Raw genomic sequence first — 16,690 nt, forward strand, 5'->3', positions numbered from 1 at the left:
ACCATTGTCTAAGACGCTATTAAATCTTTAAAATTGCTAGCAAATTGGCATTAAAATGTAACTAAAAAGTTAAAAATAGAGTCTTGGCTCTATTAAAGAGGCGCTTTTCTGACCGTTGTTACCAGCCGAGAATCGGGTTGATATCAGATAAGATTGATCTAGGACAATTTTTCGCAGGTATTGGTGGTTTAAACCTGCATAAACTTGATCTAATGCAAACTATGCTTTGTTTAAGTCGCTATATTACCTCTTGTCATCTCGTTAGCTCTAGTAGCTAACATGTTGAGCAAGATGACACTTCCTTTTGAAGGCTGACTTTACTTTCTCCTAATCAGGAAACTGATTATTTCAATTGGCTTAGGTTAATTGTTTTGTATTACATTCCAACCACACAGTTTTGTGTGGTTTTTTTTTGCCTGCTTTCGCTGCCGCAATCACGTTTATTTAAACAGTTGTTTGATTGATGTAACAATTTGATTACAATGATGTCCAGGTCAGACCTCTTATTCTAAGGAGAAATAATGGGCAAGCAGGAAGTCAGAACACGCTCAGGAGAGCGTGTCGCTATTGTTGCAGGTATTCGTACCCCTTTTGCACGTCAAAGTACGGAGTTTGCGCAAGTACCCGCGATAGATTTAGGGAAAATGGTGGTCAATGAACTGCTCACACGAACAGAGATCGATCCAAAACTCATCGAGCAATTGGTTTTTGGTCAGGTCGTGCAAATGCCAGAAGCCCCTAATATCGCTCGGGAAATTGTACTCGGTACGGGGATGAATATTCATACGGACGCTTACAGTGTGACTCGTGCCTGTGCAACCAGTTTTCAATCCGCGGTTAACGTCGCTGAAAGCATTATGGCTGGTACTATTGATATTGGTATCGCTGGTGGCGCGGATTCCTCTTCTGTTTTACCGATTGGTGTCTCTAAAAAACTGGCAGCGAGCTTATTAGCGCTCAGTAAAACGAAAACACTGAGTCAAAAATTCAACGTATTAAAGTCATTATCAGTTAAAGACTTAATGCCAGTTCCGCCTGCCGTTGCCGAATATTCTACAGGGTTATCGATGGGACAGACTGCCGAACAAATGGCGAAGTCGCATGGTATCTCACGCGCTGATCAAGATGCCTTAGCGCATCGTTCTCACACCTTAGCTGCCCAAGCATGGAATGAAGGCAAGATAGCCGGTGAGGTGATGACCGCTTTCCCTGAGCCGTATAAGAAGTGGCTCGATAAAGACAATAATGTGCGTTTTGATTCTACTTTAGAGGGTTACGCTAAGCTGCGTCCTGCGTTTGATCGCCAATATGGCAGTGTGACTGCGGCTAACAGTACGCCGCTCACTGATGGTGCGGCAGCTATTCTGTTGATGCGCGAAGGGCGAGCTAAAGAGTTGGGTTTAGAGATTCTTGGCTACATTCGTTCTTATGCTTTTTCGGCGATAGGCGTTGAAAAAGATATGTTGATGGGGCCTTCTTTCGCGACGCCATTAGCGCTAGAGCGAGCCGGGATCGAGCTGAAAGATTTAACATTAATCGATATGCACGAAGCGTTTGCGGCGCAGACCTTAGCCAATGTGAAAATGTTCGCTAGCGATAGTTTTGCTCAGCAATACTTGGGCCGCAGTAAAGCGATTGGTGAAATTGATATGGATAAATTCAATGTGCTTGGTGGTTCGATTGCTTATGGTCACCCTTTTGCGGCGACGGGAGCGCGAATGATCACGCAAACCTTGCGTGAATTACAACGTCGTGGTGGTGGGCTAGCATTGAATACCGCTTGTGCCGCTGGTGGCTTAGGTGCGGCAATGATTTTGGAGGTTGAATAATGAGCGAGGCAAAAGCATTTCACTTGACGATTGATGAGCAGCATATTGCTTGGCTCGCGATTGATGTCCCCGGTGAAAAAATGAACACTCTTCAGGCCGCATTTGCCGATGAGATGTTGGCGGTATTTAACCAGCTTAATGAGCAGAAAAAACAGCTTAAAGGCCTAGTTATCCATTCGTTAAAGCCGGATAACTTTATTGCCGGCGCGGACGTTCGAATGTTGGATGCCTGTACCTCTGCTCAAGAAGCACAGGCTTTAGCCACACGTGGGCAGCAGATGTTCCAACAGCTAGAAGATTTACCATTCCCTGTTGTGGCTGCGATTCATGGGCCTTGCTTAGGCGGCGGATTAGAGCTGGCACTGGCGTGTGATTATCGTGTGTGTACGGATGATGATAAAACACGTTTAGGTTTACCTGAGGTGATGCTAGGTTTACTGCCCGGATCGGGAGGCACGCAGCGTTTACCTCGTTTGATAGGTCTACTTCCTTCGTTAGATTTAATTTTGACTGGTAAACAACTGCGCGCTAAAAAGGCTTATAAACTAGGCGTTGTTGATGCTTGCGTGCCTCAGAGTGTCTTATTAGAGGTGGCGTTACGTTTTGTCGGTGACAATAGTAAGAAACGTCGCCACGCTAAACCATCTTTAAAAGAAAAACTGCTTGCCAATACGGGCCTTGGTCGCAAAATTATTTTTGACCAAGCGAGCAAGAAAACCGAACAGAAAACGCGCGGTAATTATCCTGCTGCTAAGGCCATTTTAGAAGTCATTGAGCATGGGCTGAATAAAGGATTGAAAGCAGGTTTGGAGCAAGAAGCGAAGCGCTTTGGTGAGTTGGTGATGACCAATGAATCTAAAGCATTACGTTCGATATTTTTTGCTACCACGGAAATGAAAAAAGAACACGGTAGTGATGCTGAACCTAAGCCTGTTAAACACGTTAGTGTGTTAGGTGGCGGCTTAATGGGCGCGGGGATCAGTCACGTTAGCGTGGCTAAAGCAAAACTGCCAGTGAGAATAAAAGACGTATCTAACGACGGCATTCTTAATGCTTTAAGTTATAACTATGGTTTATTTGAAAAGCAGCGTAAACGCAAAATCATCAGTAAAGCACAACTGCAAAACAGTATGATGCAGCTTGCTGGTGGCACTGACTTTAGAGGTTTTCAACAAACAGACGTGGTGATCGAGGCGGTTTTTGAAGATTTGGCGCTCAAGCAGCAGATGGTAGCGGATGTCGAGCAACACGCTCAACCCAGTACCATTTTTGCAACCAATACTTCGTCATTACCGATTGCGCAGATTGCCGAAAAGGCCACTCGGCCAGAAAACATCGTTGGTCTACATTATTTTAGTCCGGTTGAGAAGATGCCATTAGTGGAAGTGATCCCACATAGTACGACGTCACCTGAAACGATAGCGACCGTCGTGGCGTTAGCGAAAAAACAGGGTAAAACCCCGATTGTAGTCAAAGATCGCGCTGGTTTTTATGTTAACCGTATTCTAGCACCTTATATGAATGAGGCGGCTAATGTACTGATGGCTGGCGAAACGATAGAAAAAATCGATAAAGCGTTACTGAACTTTGGTTTCCCCGTTGGGCCAATTACGTTATTGGATGAAGTAGGGATCGATGTTGGCTCAAAGATTATGCCTATTTTGGTCAATGAGCTTGGACCGCGTTTTAAGGGACCGGACGTATTTGAGGTTTTATTAAACGATAATCGTAAAGGACGAAAAACAGGTAAAGGCTTCTACAGTTACAAAAAAGGCAGTAAGAAAAAAGAGGTCGATAAGTCAGTTTACAAATTGTTGAATCTAACTCCAGAATCAAAGTGGGATGAGCAAGAGATAGCCATGCGTTGTGTGTTACCCATGCTTAATGAGGCCGTTCGTTGTTTGGATGAGGGGATCATCCACTCTCCACGTGACGGCGATATTGGGGCGATTTTTGGGATTGGTTTTCCTCCTTTCCTTGGTGGCCCTTTCCGCTATATGGATCAAATTGGTTTGGATAAACTGATTGAGCAGATGAAGCAACACGCTCAAAAATATGGCGACCATTTCGCACCGTGTGATGCGTTAATCACTCGAGCGAGTGTAGGTGAGCGTTTCTACTCATAAGCGATGCTCGATTAACAACTGAAAAAAGAGGAGAGTGGTCAATCGCCCCTCTCCTCTTTATTTTTCTAACCATCGATCAGTGGATGTGATAAGCAATCACAAAATCAATAAACAAACGGACCTTTTCTGGTAGATGGTCTTTATGGTTGTACAGCATATAAATATCTCGTGGATTCGCACTCCAATCAGGTAACACACGTACCAAACTACCGTCCGCAAGAAATTCTTTTAACATCACATCAGGCATTAAAGTAATGCCTAATCCATCCGAACAAGCGCTACGCACCACATTGAGGGTACTGGCTTGAAATCTTCCCACATCGTTATTGATGCACGTTTCCCCTTTATCATTACATAATTGCCATTTGAGTAATGGATCCCCCTTGAGTAATGAATATTGGCTGAGTTGCTCAGCGTGAGTGGGGGTGGGATGTTTAGCTAGATAGAGAGGGCTGGCGACTAAAATATCTTTAACTTCACTGATCTTTCTGGCGATTAAACTGGAATCACGTTGTGGCCCGACTCGGAAAATAACATCCCATTCGGTAGGGTCGAGCTGCACGGCATGGTTACTGGTCGTTAATTCAAGATTAATATCTGGATACTGATGCATAAAGGCATTAAACATTGGCATCATCATCCGCTTGGTTAAGTTTTCTGGTGCGGAAAGTCGAATCGTGCCTGATGCCCCCCGGCATTCATCGGTGATCGCTTCTGCCATGCTGGCCAAACGCTGCAGTAACGGTGAACAATCTCTGAAAAAACGCTCCCCAGCTTCAGTTAAAGTCAGCTTTCGAGCATGCCGATTGAGCAATCTTAGGTTTAAAGAATCTTCCAAAGCTTGAATGCGTCGGGTAATCGTCGCAACCGGTATCATGGTTTTACGGGAGGTCGCGGTATAGCTGCCGTGTTCAACAACCAGTCGAAAAAGGTTTAAGTCATCTAATTTCATTGTTCCTGACACATTATTTTACCGTTTGGGTTAATTTATACGGATATCAGCCAGTAAGGCTTGAGTCATATCAACTTGTAGAACGATTTGTCGGGTCGCTCTATTTTTTCGCCTGCCTAATGATAGATTGATTAGCGTTATGGTAACTAATTTTGTAAATTATCGTATTTATGCATGGTATCTGGCTGGTTATTTTTACCAGTAAAATCTCGTAAATCATACATATAGTATGTGATGCAGATAAAAAGTGGAATATTTGTATAAATGTCGTTTAAAGACTATTTTTAATGAGCAAGTACACGATGTTATTCGTAGGGTTTGATAGAAGAGAAATCAGGTAACGTCGGTGAATTCTGGCTAATCAATCAGATGGCTTAAATGAGTGCTAGATAGCCTGAGCATGGATAGAGATTGATGAGCTAATCATACGAATCGTGGGCACATAGTGGAGTAGGTGCTATGTATAAAGATTATATTAAAGCTAGGGATCTATCTGCTGATAATGCTGGCCAAGAGAAGCTGATCATGCTGGTTGATGATGATCCTATCTTCAGGCGAGTCACCAGTGGTTATTTGGCTGCCAAAGGATATAAAGTCGTTGAAGCTAAAGATGGTTTAGATGGCTTGAAAAAACTACGTTCAAACGAGCCAGACCTATTACTTTGTGATCTCTCTATGCCGGTACTCAATGGTATTGAGTTTGTTGAAGAAGTGAGTTTGGAGTATCCGTCGTTGCCTATGATTGTCGTGTCAGCCACGGGAGAAATGTCGGATGTTGCTAAGGTACTTCGCTATGGAATCAAAGACTTTTTACCCAAACCGATTGGTAATCATGAAAATCTAAGTTGTGCGATTGAAAATACATTAGAAGATGCGATGCATCACCTCAATGATCAACGTGATTTTTCGAGTCAGTGGTTTCGAGTTGATGGGGGTGGTGAGCTTCCTGAAGAGCAGGAATTGCATTGGCATCTTGAGCATTTACGCGAAAACCCCAATACGGCCAGAGAGTTACTACAAGCACTCTTGCCTGATAATGATACTTCACAAGGTGCTTGGAAGTGCAGCTATCGATTGTTACAGTCGACAGAAGCCATGCCATTAGTCTTTGATTACGCTTGGTTAATCAATGGGCAGTTTGCATTTTATATCGTTGATTCGTCGAGCGATCAGCAGTTAGGTGTCGCGAGTACGTTATTGATCCGTGCCTTATTTAATGACTATTTGCGTAACTTGCGTAGTTTTAGCGCTGATTTAAAAGATCTGGCCGAAATTTTTGAGCGAGGTATCGAGTGTTCTGACGGTGGGGTACCCGTTTGTGCTTTGTTTGGTATTGCTGATTTAACCGATAAGACCTTGTCTATTTTACCCGCAGGTTTAGGATGCCATTGGTCTAATGGTTACCTCTCTCAGTCAATTGCTCCCGGCGTAAAATTAGGGGATAATTGCTTAAAGAACTTCATTACCAAAGACTTACCTATCCAAAGTGCTTGCCAAGTATCGATCAGTTGCCTTGGTTCCAGTAGTTTTACATTAGATATTTATCAAGGTAATAAAAGTTAACAGCTTTTACCGATGGTATATTCACTCAATGTTCAGCGAGGTCCATCATCAATATTCGTCATGTTTTACTCAATGTTGTTGGTGGTCTTAGCGTAGCACTTGGCCTTCTAGGTGTGGTATTGCCCCTGTTACCAACGACGCCATTTCTGTTGTTGGCCAGTGCTTGTTTTGCGCGTAGTAGTCCGAGGTTTCACTCATGGTTACATCGGCATGCTACACTAGGGCCAATTCTACTTAATTGGCAACAGAACCGCGCCGTTTCTAAGCGAGTAAAATGGCGAGGCGCTCTGTGTATGGTCGCAAGTTTTGCTTTGTCTATTTCTATCGTTCCCTTGATGTGGTTAAAAATAATGCTCTTGGGGCTGTTAGTGATACTACTCAGTTGGTTTCTTCGTTTACCAACGTATGAGTTGGTTGCTAACCAACAAGAAAATCACTAGCATTATGGGGAAGTGTGCCCGCTCTTCGAGTGGGCTTTTGCTTTTTAATCAACGTGCAGTTTGATTTGTGCGTATAAATTTTAATTCTTGGCCATGATGATGATCACCATGCTCAATCAATCGAAGTTAATGTAGCTATGACAACCGAAACTCTTACTCTTATCAAATCTAGCATCAAAACCATTGCCGACTATCCAAAGCCAGGGATTTTATTTCGTGATGTCACCAGCTTGTTGGAAGACGCCGTTGCTTATCAAGCCACCATTCGTTTGTTAGTTGAAAAATATCAAGCCATGGGTTTTAACAAAGTGGTGGGTACTGAAGCGCGCGGATTTTTGTTTGGAGCGCCATTGGCTTTAGAGCTTGGAGTCGGTTTTGTTCCTGTTCGTAAACCAGGAAAGCTGCCGCGTAAAACGCTCGCCCAATCGTACGATTTAGAATATGGCACGGACACGTTAGAAATTCACGTCGATGCTATCAAACCAGGCGACAAAGTGTTAGTGGTCGACGATTTACTGGCTACTGGTGGCACGATTGAGGCGACAACACAGCTTATTCGTCAATTAGGGGGTGTTGTTCAACACGCTGCATTTGTGATTAACCTGCCGGAAATTGGTGGCGATAAACGTCTTGAAGCTTTAGGGTTAGAGGTCTATAGCATTTGTGAGTTTGACGGTCACTAAATATCCATAACGGAAGGTTTCATGAGTTATCTTGCTTTAGCACGAAAATGGCGTCCTAACACATTTAAAGCGGTGGTAGGGCAAGCTCACGTATTAACCGCTTTAGAAAATGCACTGACGCAGAATCGTTTGCATCATGCGTATTTATTTAGTGGTACTCGTGGCGTGGGGAAAACCACGATTGGGCGTTTATTTGCCAAGGGCTTAAACTGTGAAACAGGCATCACAGCTAACCCGTGTGGCCAATGTGCGACCTGCAAAGAGATCGATCAGGGGCGTTTTGTCGATTTATTAGAAATTGACGCCGCATCGCGCACCAAAGTTGAAGATACTCGTGATCTGCTTGATAACGTTCAATACAAGCCGGCGCGCGGACGCTTTAAAGTCTACTTGATTGATGAAGTTCATATGTTATCTCGGCATAGCTTTAATGCTTTGCTGAAGACGTTAGAAGAGCCACCAGAATACGTCAAATTTTTGCTGGCGACGACGGATCCACAGAAATTACCGGTTACGATTCTATCACGCTGCCTACAATTTCATCTTAAGCCGATCAGCGTTGAGAATATCCAACAACAACTTCAACATATCTTGCAAGCCGAAGACGTGCACAGTGATAGTAAGTCACTCGCCATGATCGCGCATGCCGCTGATGGCAGTATGCGCGATGCGTTAAGTTTGACCGATCAAGCTATTGCGCTTGGTAACGGTGTTATTGAACATGATATTGTTTCGCATATGCTCGGTACACTGGATACTGATCAAGCATTGCATTTATTACAAGCGATCAGCAGTCAGCAGCCACAGATCATGATGGCGTGTATTGAACAGTTAGCCAGTAATGGGGTTGAATGGGATGGATTGCTCCAGCAATTAGCAACCCAATTGCATCGTATAGCTATGTGTCAAGCCTTGCCCAGTAGTGTGGATAAGGCTCAACCTGATGCTGATTCTATTTACCATTTAGCGAAAATTTTAGCTCCACAAGAAGTGCAACTCTATTATCAAATTGTACTAAAAGGTCGGGCGGATCTTCCATTAGCTCCAACGGCGCGAATTGGTATCGAAATGGTTGCATTGCGTATGATGGCGTTTCGACCGACATCGGTTACGGTGAGTCATAGCTTAGCCATGCCAGCCGCTGAGCCGGTTTCTGATAACCCAGCACAGCGTTCGGGTGCTCAAATGCAGGGGCCAGTGACGGCACTGGCAACATCACCTCAACCCGAGGGTGAGCATGGTCAACCCGCGATAAAAGAGCCAGAACCGCCAGTTGTTCAGCCAGAGACGCGAGCACAAGAACAAGCGGTGGTTGTACCGCCTGTCGCCGGGTTACGTCATCAGTTGCGCTCTCAGCGGCAAGGACTGACTCCGAAAAGTACGCCAGTAAAAAAGCCTGATGCGGTATCTGCAAAGCCGGCTTCGATTTTAGATCGCGTAGCACAGCGAGCCCAATCGACGTCCACGCCGATACCGCCGAATGAGTCTTCGATATTTAATCAAGAACCAACCGAGCAAGACCAAACTTATCAATGGCGGCCGTCAACTCATTCGCTAGAGGAGGCAACTCAAGCGACACCTAATGAATTGACGCCCACGCAAATCAAGCGAGCGTTAGAACACGAAAAAACAGCAGAGATGATCGAAAAACTGATCATTGAAGCTGCGGAACTGGATCCATGGGCTAAGTTGATTACTCAGCTACAGACGGCTAAGTTAGTAGAACAACTTGCTTTGAATTCAACTTTTAATAAGCAGGGAAACCAGATTGAGCTGACGCTTCGTCCTTCTCATGCTCACTTAAATACCGAGAAAGCTCAGAGTGAACTTTTACAAGCTCTTAATGACCAATTACAAGAAGAGTGTCATTTAAGTGTTCATATCGGTGAATCCGGTGAAACACCGCTTGAGCTGAGAGAGCGTCTCTATCAAGCAAAGCTCACTCAGGCGCTAGAAAGCTTAAAACAAGATGCTAACGTACAATTTATTGAGCGCCGTTTTCATGCTCAACTTGATCATGATAGTGTGCGACCAGTTTAACCATCGGGGTTGAGATTTTCTATTTTCATCCCCATCTATCGTAGAATAATTTAAGCAGACCAGAGAGATAATCTATGTTTGGTAAAGGCGGTATGGGCAACTTAATGAAGCAAGCCCAGCAAATGCAAGATCGTATGCAAAAGCTACAAGAAGAAATCGCAAGTATGGAAGTGGTCGGTGAATCGGGCGCTGGATTAGTGAAAGTGACCATCACTGGTAGCCATAGCGTACGTCGCGTTGAGATTGATCAAAGCTTAATGGAAGACGACAAAGAGATGTTGGAAGATTTGATCGCGGCAGCGTTTAACGATGCCGCTCGTCGTGTAGAAGAAACACAAAAAGATAAAATGGCCGCTGTCACTGGGGGTATGCAATTACCACCAGGTATGAAGATGCCATTCTAATCAATAAGTAGGTTAGTAATGCGAACCAGTCATATGCTGGAGCATTTGATGGAGGCCTTACGTTGTTTACCTGGGGTTGGCCCCAAGTCAGCGCAACGTATGGCCTTTCATTTGTTACAGCGAGATAGAAAAGGTGGCTTACAGTTAGCAGAAGCGCTGAATCAGGCCATGGTTGAAGTGGGGCATTGTGCCGAGTGTCGAACGTTCACTGAACAAGAAGTATGCGATATTTGCCGTAATCCGAAACGACAAGAAAATGGTCAACTTTGCGTGGTTGAAAGTCCAGCAGACATTGCAGCATTAGAAGCTACAGGACAATTCTCAGGCCGCTATTTTGTACTGATGGGGCATCTATCACCGTTAGATGGTATTGGTCCCAGTGATATCGGTCTTGATATGTTGGATTTTCGACTGCAAAAAGGTGGTATTTCAGAAGTCATTCTTGCTACCAACCCTACGGTAGAAGGAGAAGCGACGGCACATTATATTGCAGAGTTGTGCCATGAGCATAAGGTCAGTGCCAGTCGTATTGCACACGGTGTCCCTGTTGGTGGAGAATTAGAATTGGTCGATGGAACAACATTGTCTCATTCTCTGCTGGGAAGACAGAAATTTAATACTACCTTTTAGTTCCCACCACCTACCTTTAAGAACCTCGAAACAGACTGATTAGCTTTGTTTTGAGGTTTTTATCTTTTCACTCTTTTCTTTGTTATTATTCAGGTTAGTTGCTCTAGCTCGATCAGATTTTGTAATGCTTGTTGATTGCTGTCACCGCAAACGACAGGGCAAGGTTTGAATTGGTGGCACACGGTTGGCCTTTCTGGTTTACCAAATAGCTGGCACAGATTATCCTCATTCAGTTGGATGCAACGTACTCCAGCAGGTTTACCATTAGGCATGCCGGGAATAGCCGAAGAAATACTGGGGGCAATACAACATGCACCACAACCGAGACGACAGTTCATTTTTTACCTTTTGGTGATTACCCATTTAATGCGGGCGCCGATCCTAGCAGATCTTTTCGTTCTCGGCAGCGAAATTATCACGTTGTTATCTTGCAGTTTATCAATGGGGAAGGTATAACACCCGGCTGAAATCGTAACTAGGCAGTAAACATCATGAGCATCCCATTTTGGCAACGTAAATCTTTAGAACAAATGACCGAAGCAGAGTGGGAATCACTATGTGATGGATGTGGTAAATGCTGCTTACATAAGCTGATGGATGAAGATAGCGACGAGGTATACTACACCAATGTCGCTTGCAGCTGGCTCAATAGCGATACTTGTTCATGCAAAGACTATCCTAATCGTTTCCAATCGGGTGAAGAGTGTTTAAAGCTCACACGTGATAAGATAGCGGAATTTCATTGGTTACCCGATACCTGCGCTTATCGGTTACTGGCCGATAAGCAACCGTTACCCCAATGGCATCCTTTGATCACTGGGTCAAAAGTAGCGATGCATGCAGCAGGGCAAAGTGTGCGTAATCAAGTTGTTTATGAAATCGATGTTATTGACTGGGAAGATCACATTATAAACCATCCTAACAGAAACTAGCGGTATCAAGAGTTTTCAATCTCTTATCTATTAATCGCTGTTTTGCCCCCCATTTTTAACGGCGGTTAATTTTTTAGATAGGCTACACTGGCGGCTAATACACCAAATCGAAATAGATTGAGAGCTGCTATTAATTATCATTGATATATTTTAACTATGCACTTGATTGGTCATTGTCGATGTATTGTTATTGGTTTTACCATTTTAATGGTTAATGAATTATTTGTCCTAGTCTGGATTAGTTATTTCCTATCGGCATCAATGATATAAAAATTCACAGAAAAATTAATATATTTTACTTTTTATGTATTTTTAATGTATTCATAATTTGTATTTTTTATTTTTAATAAAAAATATTTATTGTCTCATGCTTTATTTTTTATTGAATATTAATCATATTTACATTGACCTTTTTTAACTAACCCTCCTATAATCCGCGCCGTTCAGTTAATGAACAGACTGTGTAATTACAGCATCTCGTTAGGCGAGGCTCCTGTACAAACATAGGCCACTGATCTCACGACATCCAGAGATGCCCAAGATCAGGACAGTTTTCATCGGATTAAGGTGTTAACCCAAGTGGCTTTCGCGTTTGCGAATACGTTGTATAGTGCTGAAGCTGGGACTCGGGGATGAATTATCCTACTATTTCCTTTCGCTCGTCAAATAACGGCTGTTTTCTTACATCATAGATCAATCAATTCAGGGTATTCCTGAGTCACATGAGGTTAATGTGATGAATGCAAATGTAATGAAAAACACCCACTCAATTATTGAGACCGCACAAGTTAAACAACTTAATGAATTTTCTAAAAAATTAATTCAGCCACGCTATCGTGATAAATGGGTTGATAAACTTGTAAAACTCTCAGATTCAGAAATAAAAATTGTATTAGAATCATTATCTAGTCATGAAGTTTCTGAATTATTTAGTACGATTTCTGCCAATGTCACAGGAGAATTATTACTGTGTGTTGAGCCACAACAACTGAAAGAAATATTACCTTTGGTTTCGCCAAAATTTATTGAGAATGCAATGCGTACGCTCGATGAACAAGAGCGTGAGGTTGTGCTTGAAGCGATGCCATTAGAGGATTTAAAGTATTATCGTGAAGCATTATTTTGGCCAGATGAGTCAGTGGGTCGACATATGCGTTCAGATGTCATCACGTTACAAATTACTCAAACGGTAGAGCAAGCCAAGCAAACACTTTATGAAGCTTGGGATATGCCAAACTTATTACACAACATGTACGTTGTGAATGAACAAGGGGCATTATTAGGAGAAATTAGTCCTAAAGCATTATTGGTTGCTTCATCAGAACAGTCATTAATGACGATGGTTGAACAAAATAAGCTCGTGATTGATGCGATGGTTGATCAAGAGAATGCTGCCCGTTTGCTTCTTGAACATAATGTTCCAGTACTTCCTGTCGTTTATGAAGGCAAATTAGTGGGTTTTTTCTATCTAGAAGATGCTGCTGCGATTTTGGAAAAGGAAACGACAGAAGATGCTGAAATGCAAGGCGGTACTATTCCTCTTGATGGTAGCTATTTAGACACTACACCTTGGGAGTTATGGAAAAAGCGTATTGTATGGTTATTAGTACTTTTTGTTGCTGAAGCTTATACCGGAACGGTGCTGCGAGCGTTTGAAGAACAACTTGAGGCGGCAATTGCATTGGCCTTTTTTATTCCACTATTAATCGGTACTGGTGGTAATAGTGGAACACAAATTACTACAACTATTATTCGCGCAATGGCGGTTGGTGAAGTTAGTTTACGTAATTTAGGCACAGTATTACGGAAAGAATTATCCACCGGCACTTTAATTGCCGCAGCAATGGCGGTTGCCGCTTGGATCCGTGCTTGGTCACTTGGTGTCGGTTTTGAAATAGGTTTAGTCGTCACGCTAACTATTCTAGCAATTGTACTATGGAGTGCTTTAGTTTCTTCAATTATTCCAATGGTATTACGTCGATTGAATATTGATCCTGCTGTTGTGTCTGCCCCTTTTATTGCAACTTTAGTGGATGGAACGGGTTTGATTATCTATTTTGAAATCGCCAAGTTAACATTGCCCCAGTTAGCCTAATTATTAAAATCCCTATCAAATGATAGGGATTTTCCTACATGGGTTATAAAAATTTTAAAAAGGAACTACTTATAACAGCAGATGTCTCTTCAATATGTTCCTTTATATAGGGTATTAATTATATGCCAAAAACTTATTCTCTAACAATCATGAGAATGGTGCTGTTGTTTATTATGACCATTGGATTGTTAGGATGCTCGATATTATCTACAAACGAAAAGCGTGATGGTTATTTTGCTAGTCATAAATTTAAAGCAATTGGGCAGAATGAAAGAGTACGTTTTTTAATTATTCATTATACCGTTCTGGATGAAGAGCAGTCATTAAAGGTACTCACGGAGGATGATGTTAGCGCCCATTACCTTATTCCCCAAAAACCTGAGATAAAAAATGGTAGACCTATTATATTTCAGTTAGTCGATGAAAATAAGCGTGCTTGGCATGCTGGGGCTAGCAGTTGGAATGGGAGGAATAATTTGAATGATACCTCTATTGGAGTAGAAATAGTTAACCCAGGGTATAGAGATGAGAGGCTTGGTTATCGTCTTCTGTATCCCTTTAATGAAGCACAAGTGATTGCAATTGCCGCTTTGGCAAAAGATATCATACATCGATATCAGATCTCACCTGATAATGTGCTTGGGCACAGTGATATAGCCCCTTTTAGGAAAGAAGATCCAGGAAAGCTCTTTCCGTGGGAGAGATTAGCGACGATGGGGATAGGTGCTTGGCCTGATAAAGAAACCGTAGCAAAGTACCTTGATGGTCGTTCCCCTTATGCACCTTCAGACGTACAACTTATCCAAACATTATTAAAACAGTATGGTTATGATCAAATCCCTCAGCATGGTATGATGGATGAAGAAACTCGGAAAACTATTGGTGCATTCCAGATGCATTTTAGACCCACCTATACTAACGGTAACGCTGATGCTGAAACGGAGGCAATCGCTAGTGCGTTGGTAGAAAAATATCGTTAATTGTAAGAGTGCGGTAGGAAGATATGGTAAATAAAAAGACCAGCCTAAGAAGGCTGGTCTTTTTAACAGGGTAATTTGGTCGGACTGAGAGGATTTGAACCTCCGACCCCCGACACCCCATGACGGTGCGCTACCAAGCTGCGCTACAGTCCGATGGGCGTAATGTACTGGCTTTTGATTACAGCGTCAAGTGTAAAAATGTTTAACGCCATGATTTAATTATCTTTTGCATAAAAACGCTGCAATTCGGTTAAACCTTGCATCAAAATGGGTAGCGTAGGATTCTCGTTAGTGAGTCTTTGATAATGTTCATCATAGAGCTTGAAATTACCAAATTTATCAATGACCGTCGTTTGTTGCTCAGAAATCAGCGCGAGCTCACGAGTATCTCCAGCTAGAATCCAGCGTCTTTTGCTTTCGTTAAACAAGTTTTTACCGCTGCTAAAATCGCTTGGGTTAGACGATACTCCGAGTAAATCTTGCAGTAAAGTGACGGAAAAATCTAAGTGGCTAGTACGGTGAGTAAACATAGCTGGTACCTTACCAGGCCAATAGATAACCATGGGTACCTGAAGTTGGTAGCGACTGAAATTGCTGTTAGCGCCCCAACTATTGCTTCTGGTTTCATTAAACTCAGTACCGTGGTTAGAGGTGATGACCACAATAGTATTATCAAGTAAAGCCAAGGTTTTCAGCTCATCAAACAAAGTCGCCAACTCAAGATCAGCTTGAGTGACCGAATGATGGTAGCTATGACGAAATCTATCCGTTGTAGTGGCTTGTTTATCGTGCGGGAGCAACTGATTAAATTTATCAACCGTAGTAAGTTCAATGAAGCTAAACCAAGGTGAATGAGTTTGTTGTACCCATTGAGACCAATGGCTAATCGTTTGTTGATCAACGCTTGGTGTCTCTGCAAACGGTATTTTCACTAACGGGAGTCCACGGAAAACGGATTCTTGAAATAGAGGCTCAGAGAAGTTATCGCTACTGAATAGACCAAATTGGTAGTTTTGATTTTTTAATACATCAATCAGTACTGGTAAAGTTCCTTGTACTTTAATGCTACCTGCATAACTGCTAGGTAATCCATAAAATAGCCCGAAAATACCATACATATCATTACTTGAACTGTAATGATTGCTAAAGGTTAATGCCTTTTCCGCAAACTGATGGGTGTTTGGCATCAGCGATTCATTCAGTACATCGGCACGTAAGTTATCAACGCTTACTACCAAGATATTGAGTTGATTAGGGCGACGACCAAATTCAATTTTTTCTAATGGGTAGCTGACCAAATCGACGTTGTACTGGCTTTCCTGTAGTCGTTTTAAATATTCGTCTCTATCTAATAGGCCATGCTTTTCCATAAATGACTTTGCTGTCATTGGATAAGAAAGAGGGAAATTTGATTTTTGACTGGTGACTGGTGAATAGAAATAAGCGTCCGACCAGACGTAAATTAAATGGCTAGCAATAAAACTGAAAAAAAAGACGGCAGCGATTGGGCGACCAATACGTTTATGGGACAATTTACGTTGCTTACGCCAGACCCATTCAGAGAGTGCCAATTGTATGAGGAAGATCAGTGGTAATACGACAAAAAGATGTTGTAGATCGGCGCTAATCGTACTTTCATCGCTGAACATTAACTCCCAGACAACAGGTGTTAAGTGTAAATTGATTGTTTGATAAGTTTGGGTGTCGATTAATAATACGGTTAATCCCAAAGTGGCAAAGCAGACCGCAAAAAAACGAAATAGCCGCCGTGATGGGATTAAAAAAGTGAGCGGAAAAAGAATCAGTAGGTAGAGAGCAAACACCAGAAAACTGAAATGGCCGACCCAAGAGACGGTTAAATAGAGTTGCCCCAAAAAAGTATCTGGCCAAGGTGTTTGAGTGATGTAACGAGTACCAATCAGCATCGCTGCAATGATATTGAAGAAAGCAAACCAATGCCCCCAGCTCACTAGACGTGAGACTCGTTCACCATATGTATTTCCGCTATCTACCATG

Annotated in this window: 14 protein-coding genes, 1 tRNA gene and 1 riboswitch; of the genes, 11 read left to right on the forward strand and 4 right to left on the reverse strand. The window is 42.6% G+C overall.

Annotated features, from left to right (window positions below; all coding sequences use genetic code 11):
* Nucleotides 1-521: 521 nt before the first annotated feature.
* Together fadI and fadJ are read left to right on the forward strand one after the other, a co-directional pair.
* A complete protein-coding gene (gene fadI, locus AACS00_RS04455; protein WP_110166627.1) occupies nt 522-1,829 on the forward strand; it encodes an acetyl-CoA C-acyltransferase FadI in 1,308 nt (435 codons plus the stop codon).
* Nucleotides 1,829-3,955, forward strand: a complete 2,127-nt coding sequence (gene fadJ / locus AACS00_RS04460) for a fatty acid oxidation complex subunit alpha FadJ (RefSeq protein WP_072669790.1) — start codon at nt 1,829-1,831, stop codon at nt 3,953-3,955. Before fadI ends, fadJ begins: the two co-directional genes overlap by 1 nt.
* A gap of 76 nt (nt 3,956-4,031) precedes the next feature.
* On the opposite strand, the gene AACS00_RS04465 is transcribed toward fadJ, so the two are convergent.
* Nucleotides 4,032-4,907: a LysR family transcriptional regulator gene (locus AACS00_RS04465; RefSeq protein WP_004394894.1), complete on the reverse strand. Its 876-nt coding sequence runs from the start codon at nt 4,905-4,907 to the stop codon at nt 4,032-4,034.
* 459 nt (nt 4,908-5,366) lie between these two features.
* Between AACS00_RS04465 and AACS00_RS04470 the strand changes: the two genes are divergently transcribed.
* From AACS00_RS04470 to recR, 6 genes are all read left to right on the forward strand, one after another.
* Entirely contained in the window at nt 5,367-6,470 is a 1,104-nt protein-coding gene (locus AACS00_RS04470) for a response regulator (protein WP_072669789.1), read from the forward strand.
* A gap of 44 nt (nt 6,471-6,514) precedes the next feature.
* Nucleotides 6,515-6,910 carry a YbaN family protein gene (locus AACS00_RS04475; protein WP_072669788.1) on the forward strand — a complete coding sequence of 132 codons (396 nt, stop codon included), beginning with the start codon at nt 6,515-6,517 and terminating at the stop codon, nt 6,908-6,910.
* Nucleotides 6,911-7,047: 137 nt separating this feature from the next.
* Nucleotides 7,048-7,593, forward strand: a complete 546-nt coding sequence (apt, locus tag AACS00_RS04480; protein ID WP_004394897.1) for an adenine phosphoribosyltransferase — start codon at nt 7,048-7,050, stop codon at nt 7,591-7,593.
* Nucleotides 7,594-7,614: 21 nt separating this feature from the next.
* On the forward strand, nt 7,615-9,633 hold the full coding sequence (gene dnaX / locus AACS00_RS04485) for a DNA polymerase III subunit gamma/tau (protein WP_110166628.1): 2,019 nt from the start codon (nt 7,615-7,617) through the stop codon (nt 9,631-9,633).
* A gap of 74 nt (nt 9,634-9,707) precedes the next feature.
* On the forward strand, nt 9,708-10,037 hold the full coding sequence (locus AACS00_RS04490; RefSeq protein WP_004394899.1) for a YbaB/EbfC family nucleoid-associated protein: 330 nt from the start codon (nt 9,708-9,710) through the stop codon (nt 10,035-10,037).
* 18 nt (nt 10,038-10,055) lie between these two features.
* Nucleotides 10,056-10,667, forward strand: coding sequence for a recombination mediator RecR (recR, locus tag AACS00_RS04495; RefSeq protein ID WP_110166629.1), 612 nt, complete (start codon nt 10,056-10,058; stop codon nt 10,665-10,667).
* Between the two features lie 89 nt (nt 10,668-10,756).
* Here the strand turns inward: recR and AACS00_RS04500 are convergent, their stop codons facing one another.
* Nucleotides 10,757-11,005, reverse strand: a complete 249-nt coding sequence (locus tag AACS00_RS04500) for a YkgJ family cysteine cluster protein (RefSeq protein ID WP_110166630.1) — start codon at nt 11,003-11,005, stop codon at nt 10,757-10,759.
* 153 nt (nt 11,006-11,158) lie between these two features.
* Here AACS00_RS04500 and AACS00_RS04505 point away from each other — a divergent pair, with 153 nt between their 5' ends.
* The 3 genes from AACS00_RS04505 (at nt 11,159) to AACS00_RS04515 (ending at nt 14,674) form a co-directional block, all read left to right on the forward strand.
* A complete protein-coding gene (locus AACS00_RS04505; protein ID WP_072669783.1) occupies nt 11,159-11,599 on the forward strand; it encodes a YcgN family cysteine cluster protein in 441 nt (146 codons plus the stop codon).
* Between the two features lie 469 nt (nt 11,600-12,068).
* Nucleotides 12,069-12,238, forward strand: a riboswitch (M-box (ykoK) riboswitch).
* A gap of 97 nt (nt 12,239-12,335) precedes the next feature.
* Complete coding sequence (gene mgtE, locus AACS00_RS04510) at nt 12,336-13,694, forward strand: magnesium transporter (RefSeq protein WP_110166631.1); 1,359 nt, start codon at nt 12,336-12,338, stop codon at nt 13,692-13,694.
* Nucleotides 13,695-13,816: 122 nt separating this feature from the next.
* On the forward strand, nt 13,817-14,674 hold the full coding sequence (locus tag AACS00_RS04515; protein WP_219968393.1) for an N-acetylmuramoyl-L-alanine amidase: 858 nt from the start codon (nt 13,817-13,819) through the stop codon (nt 14,672-14,674).
* A 76-nt stretch (nt 14,675-14,750) separates the two neighbouring features.
* On the opposite strand, the gene AACS00_RS04520 is transcribed toward AACS00_RS04515, so the two are convergent.
* Together AACS00_RS04520 and AACS00_RS04525 are read right to left on the reverse strand one after the other, a co-directional pair.
* Nucleotides 14,751-14,827, reverse strand: a tRNA-Pro gene (locus tag AACS00_RS04520).
* Between the two features lie 62 nt (nt 14,828-14,889).
* Complete coding sequence (locus AACS00_RS04525) at nt 14,890-16,689, reverse strand: DUF3413 domain-containing protein (RefSeq protein WP_110166632.1); 1,800 nt, start codon at nt 16,687-16,689, stop codon at nt 14,890-14,892.
* Nucleotide 16,690 lies beyond the last annotated feature (1 nt).

The organism is Vibrio sp. 11986-1-5, assembly GCF_963878025.1.
GTDB lineage: Bacteria > Pseudomonadota > Gammaproteobacteria > Enterobacterales > Vibrionaceae > Vibrio > Vibrio injensis.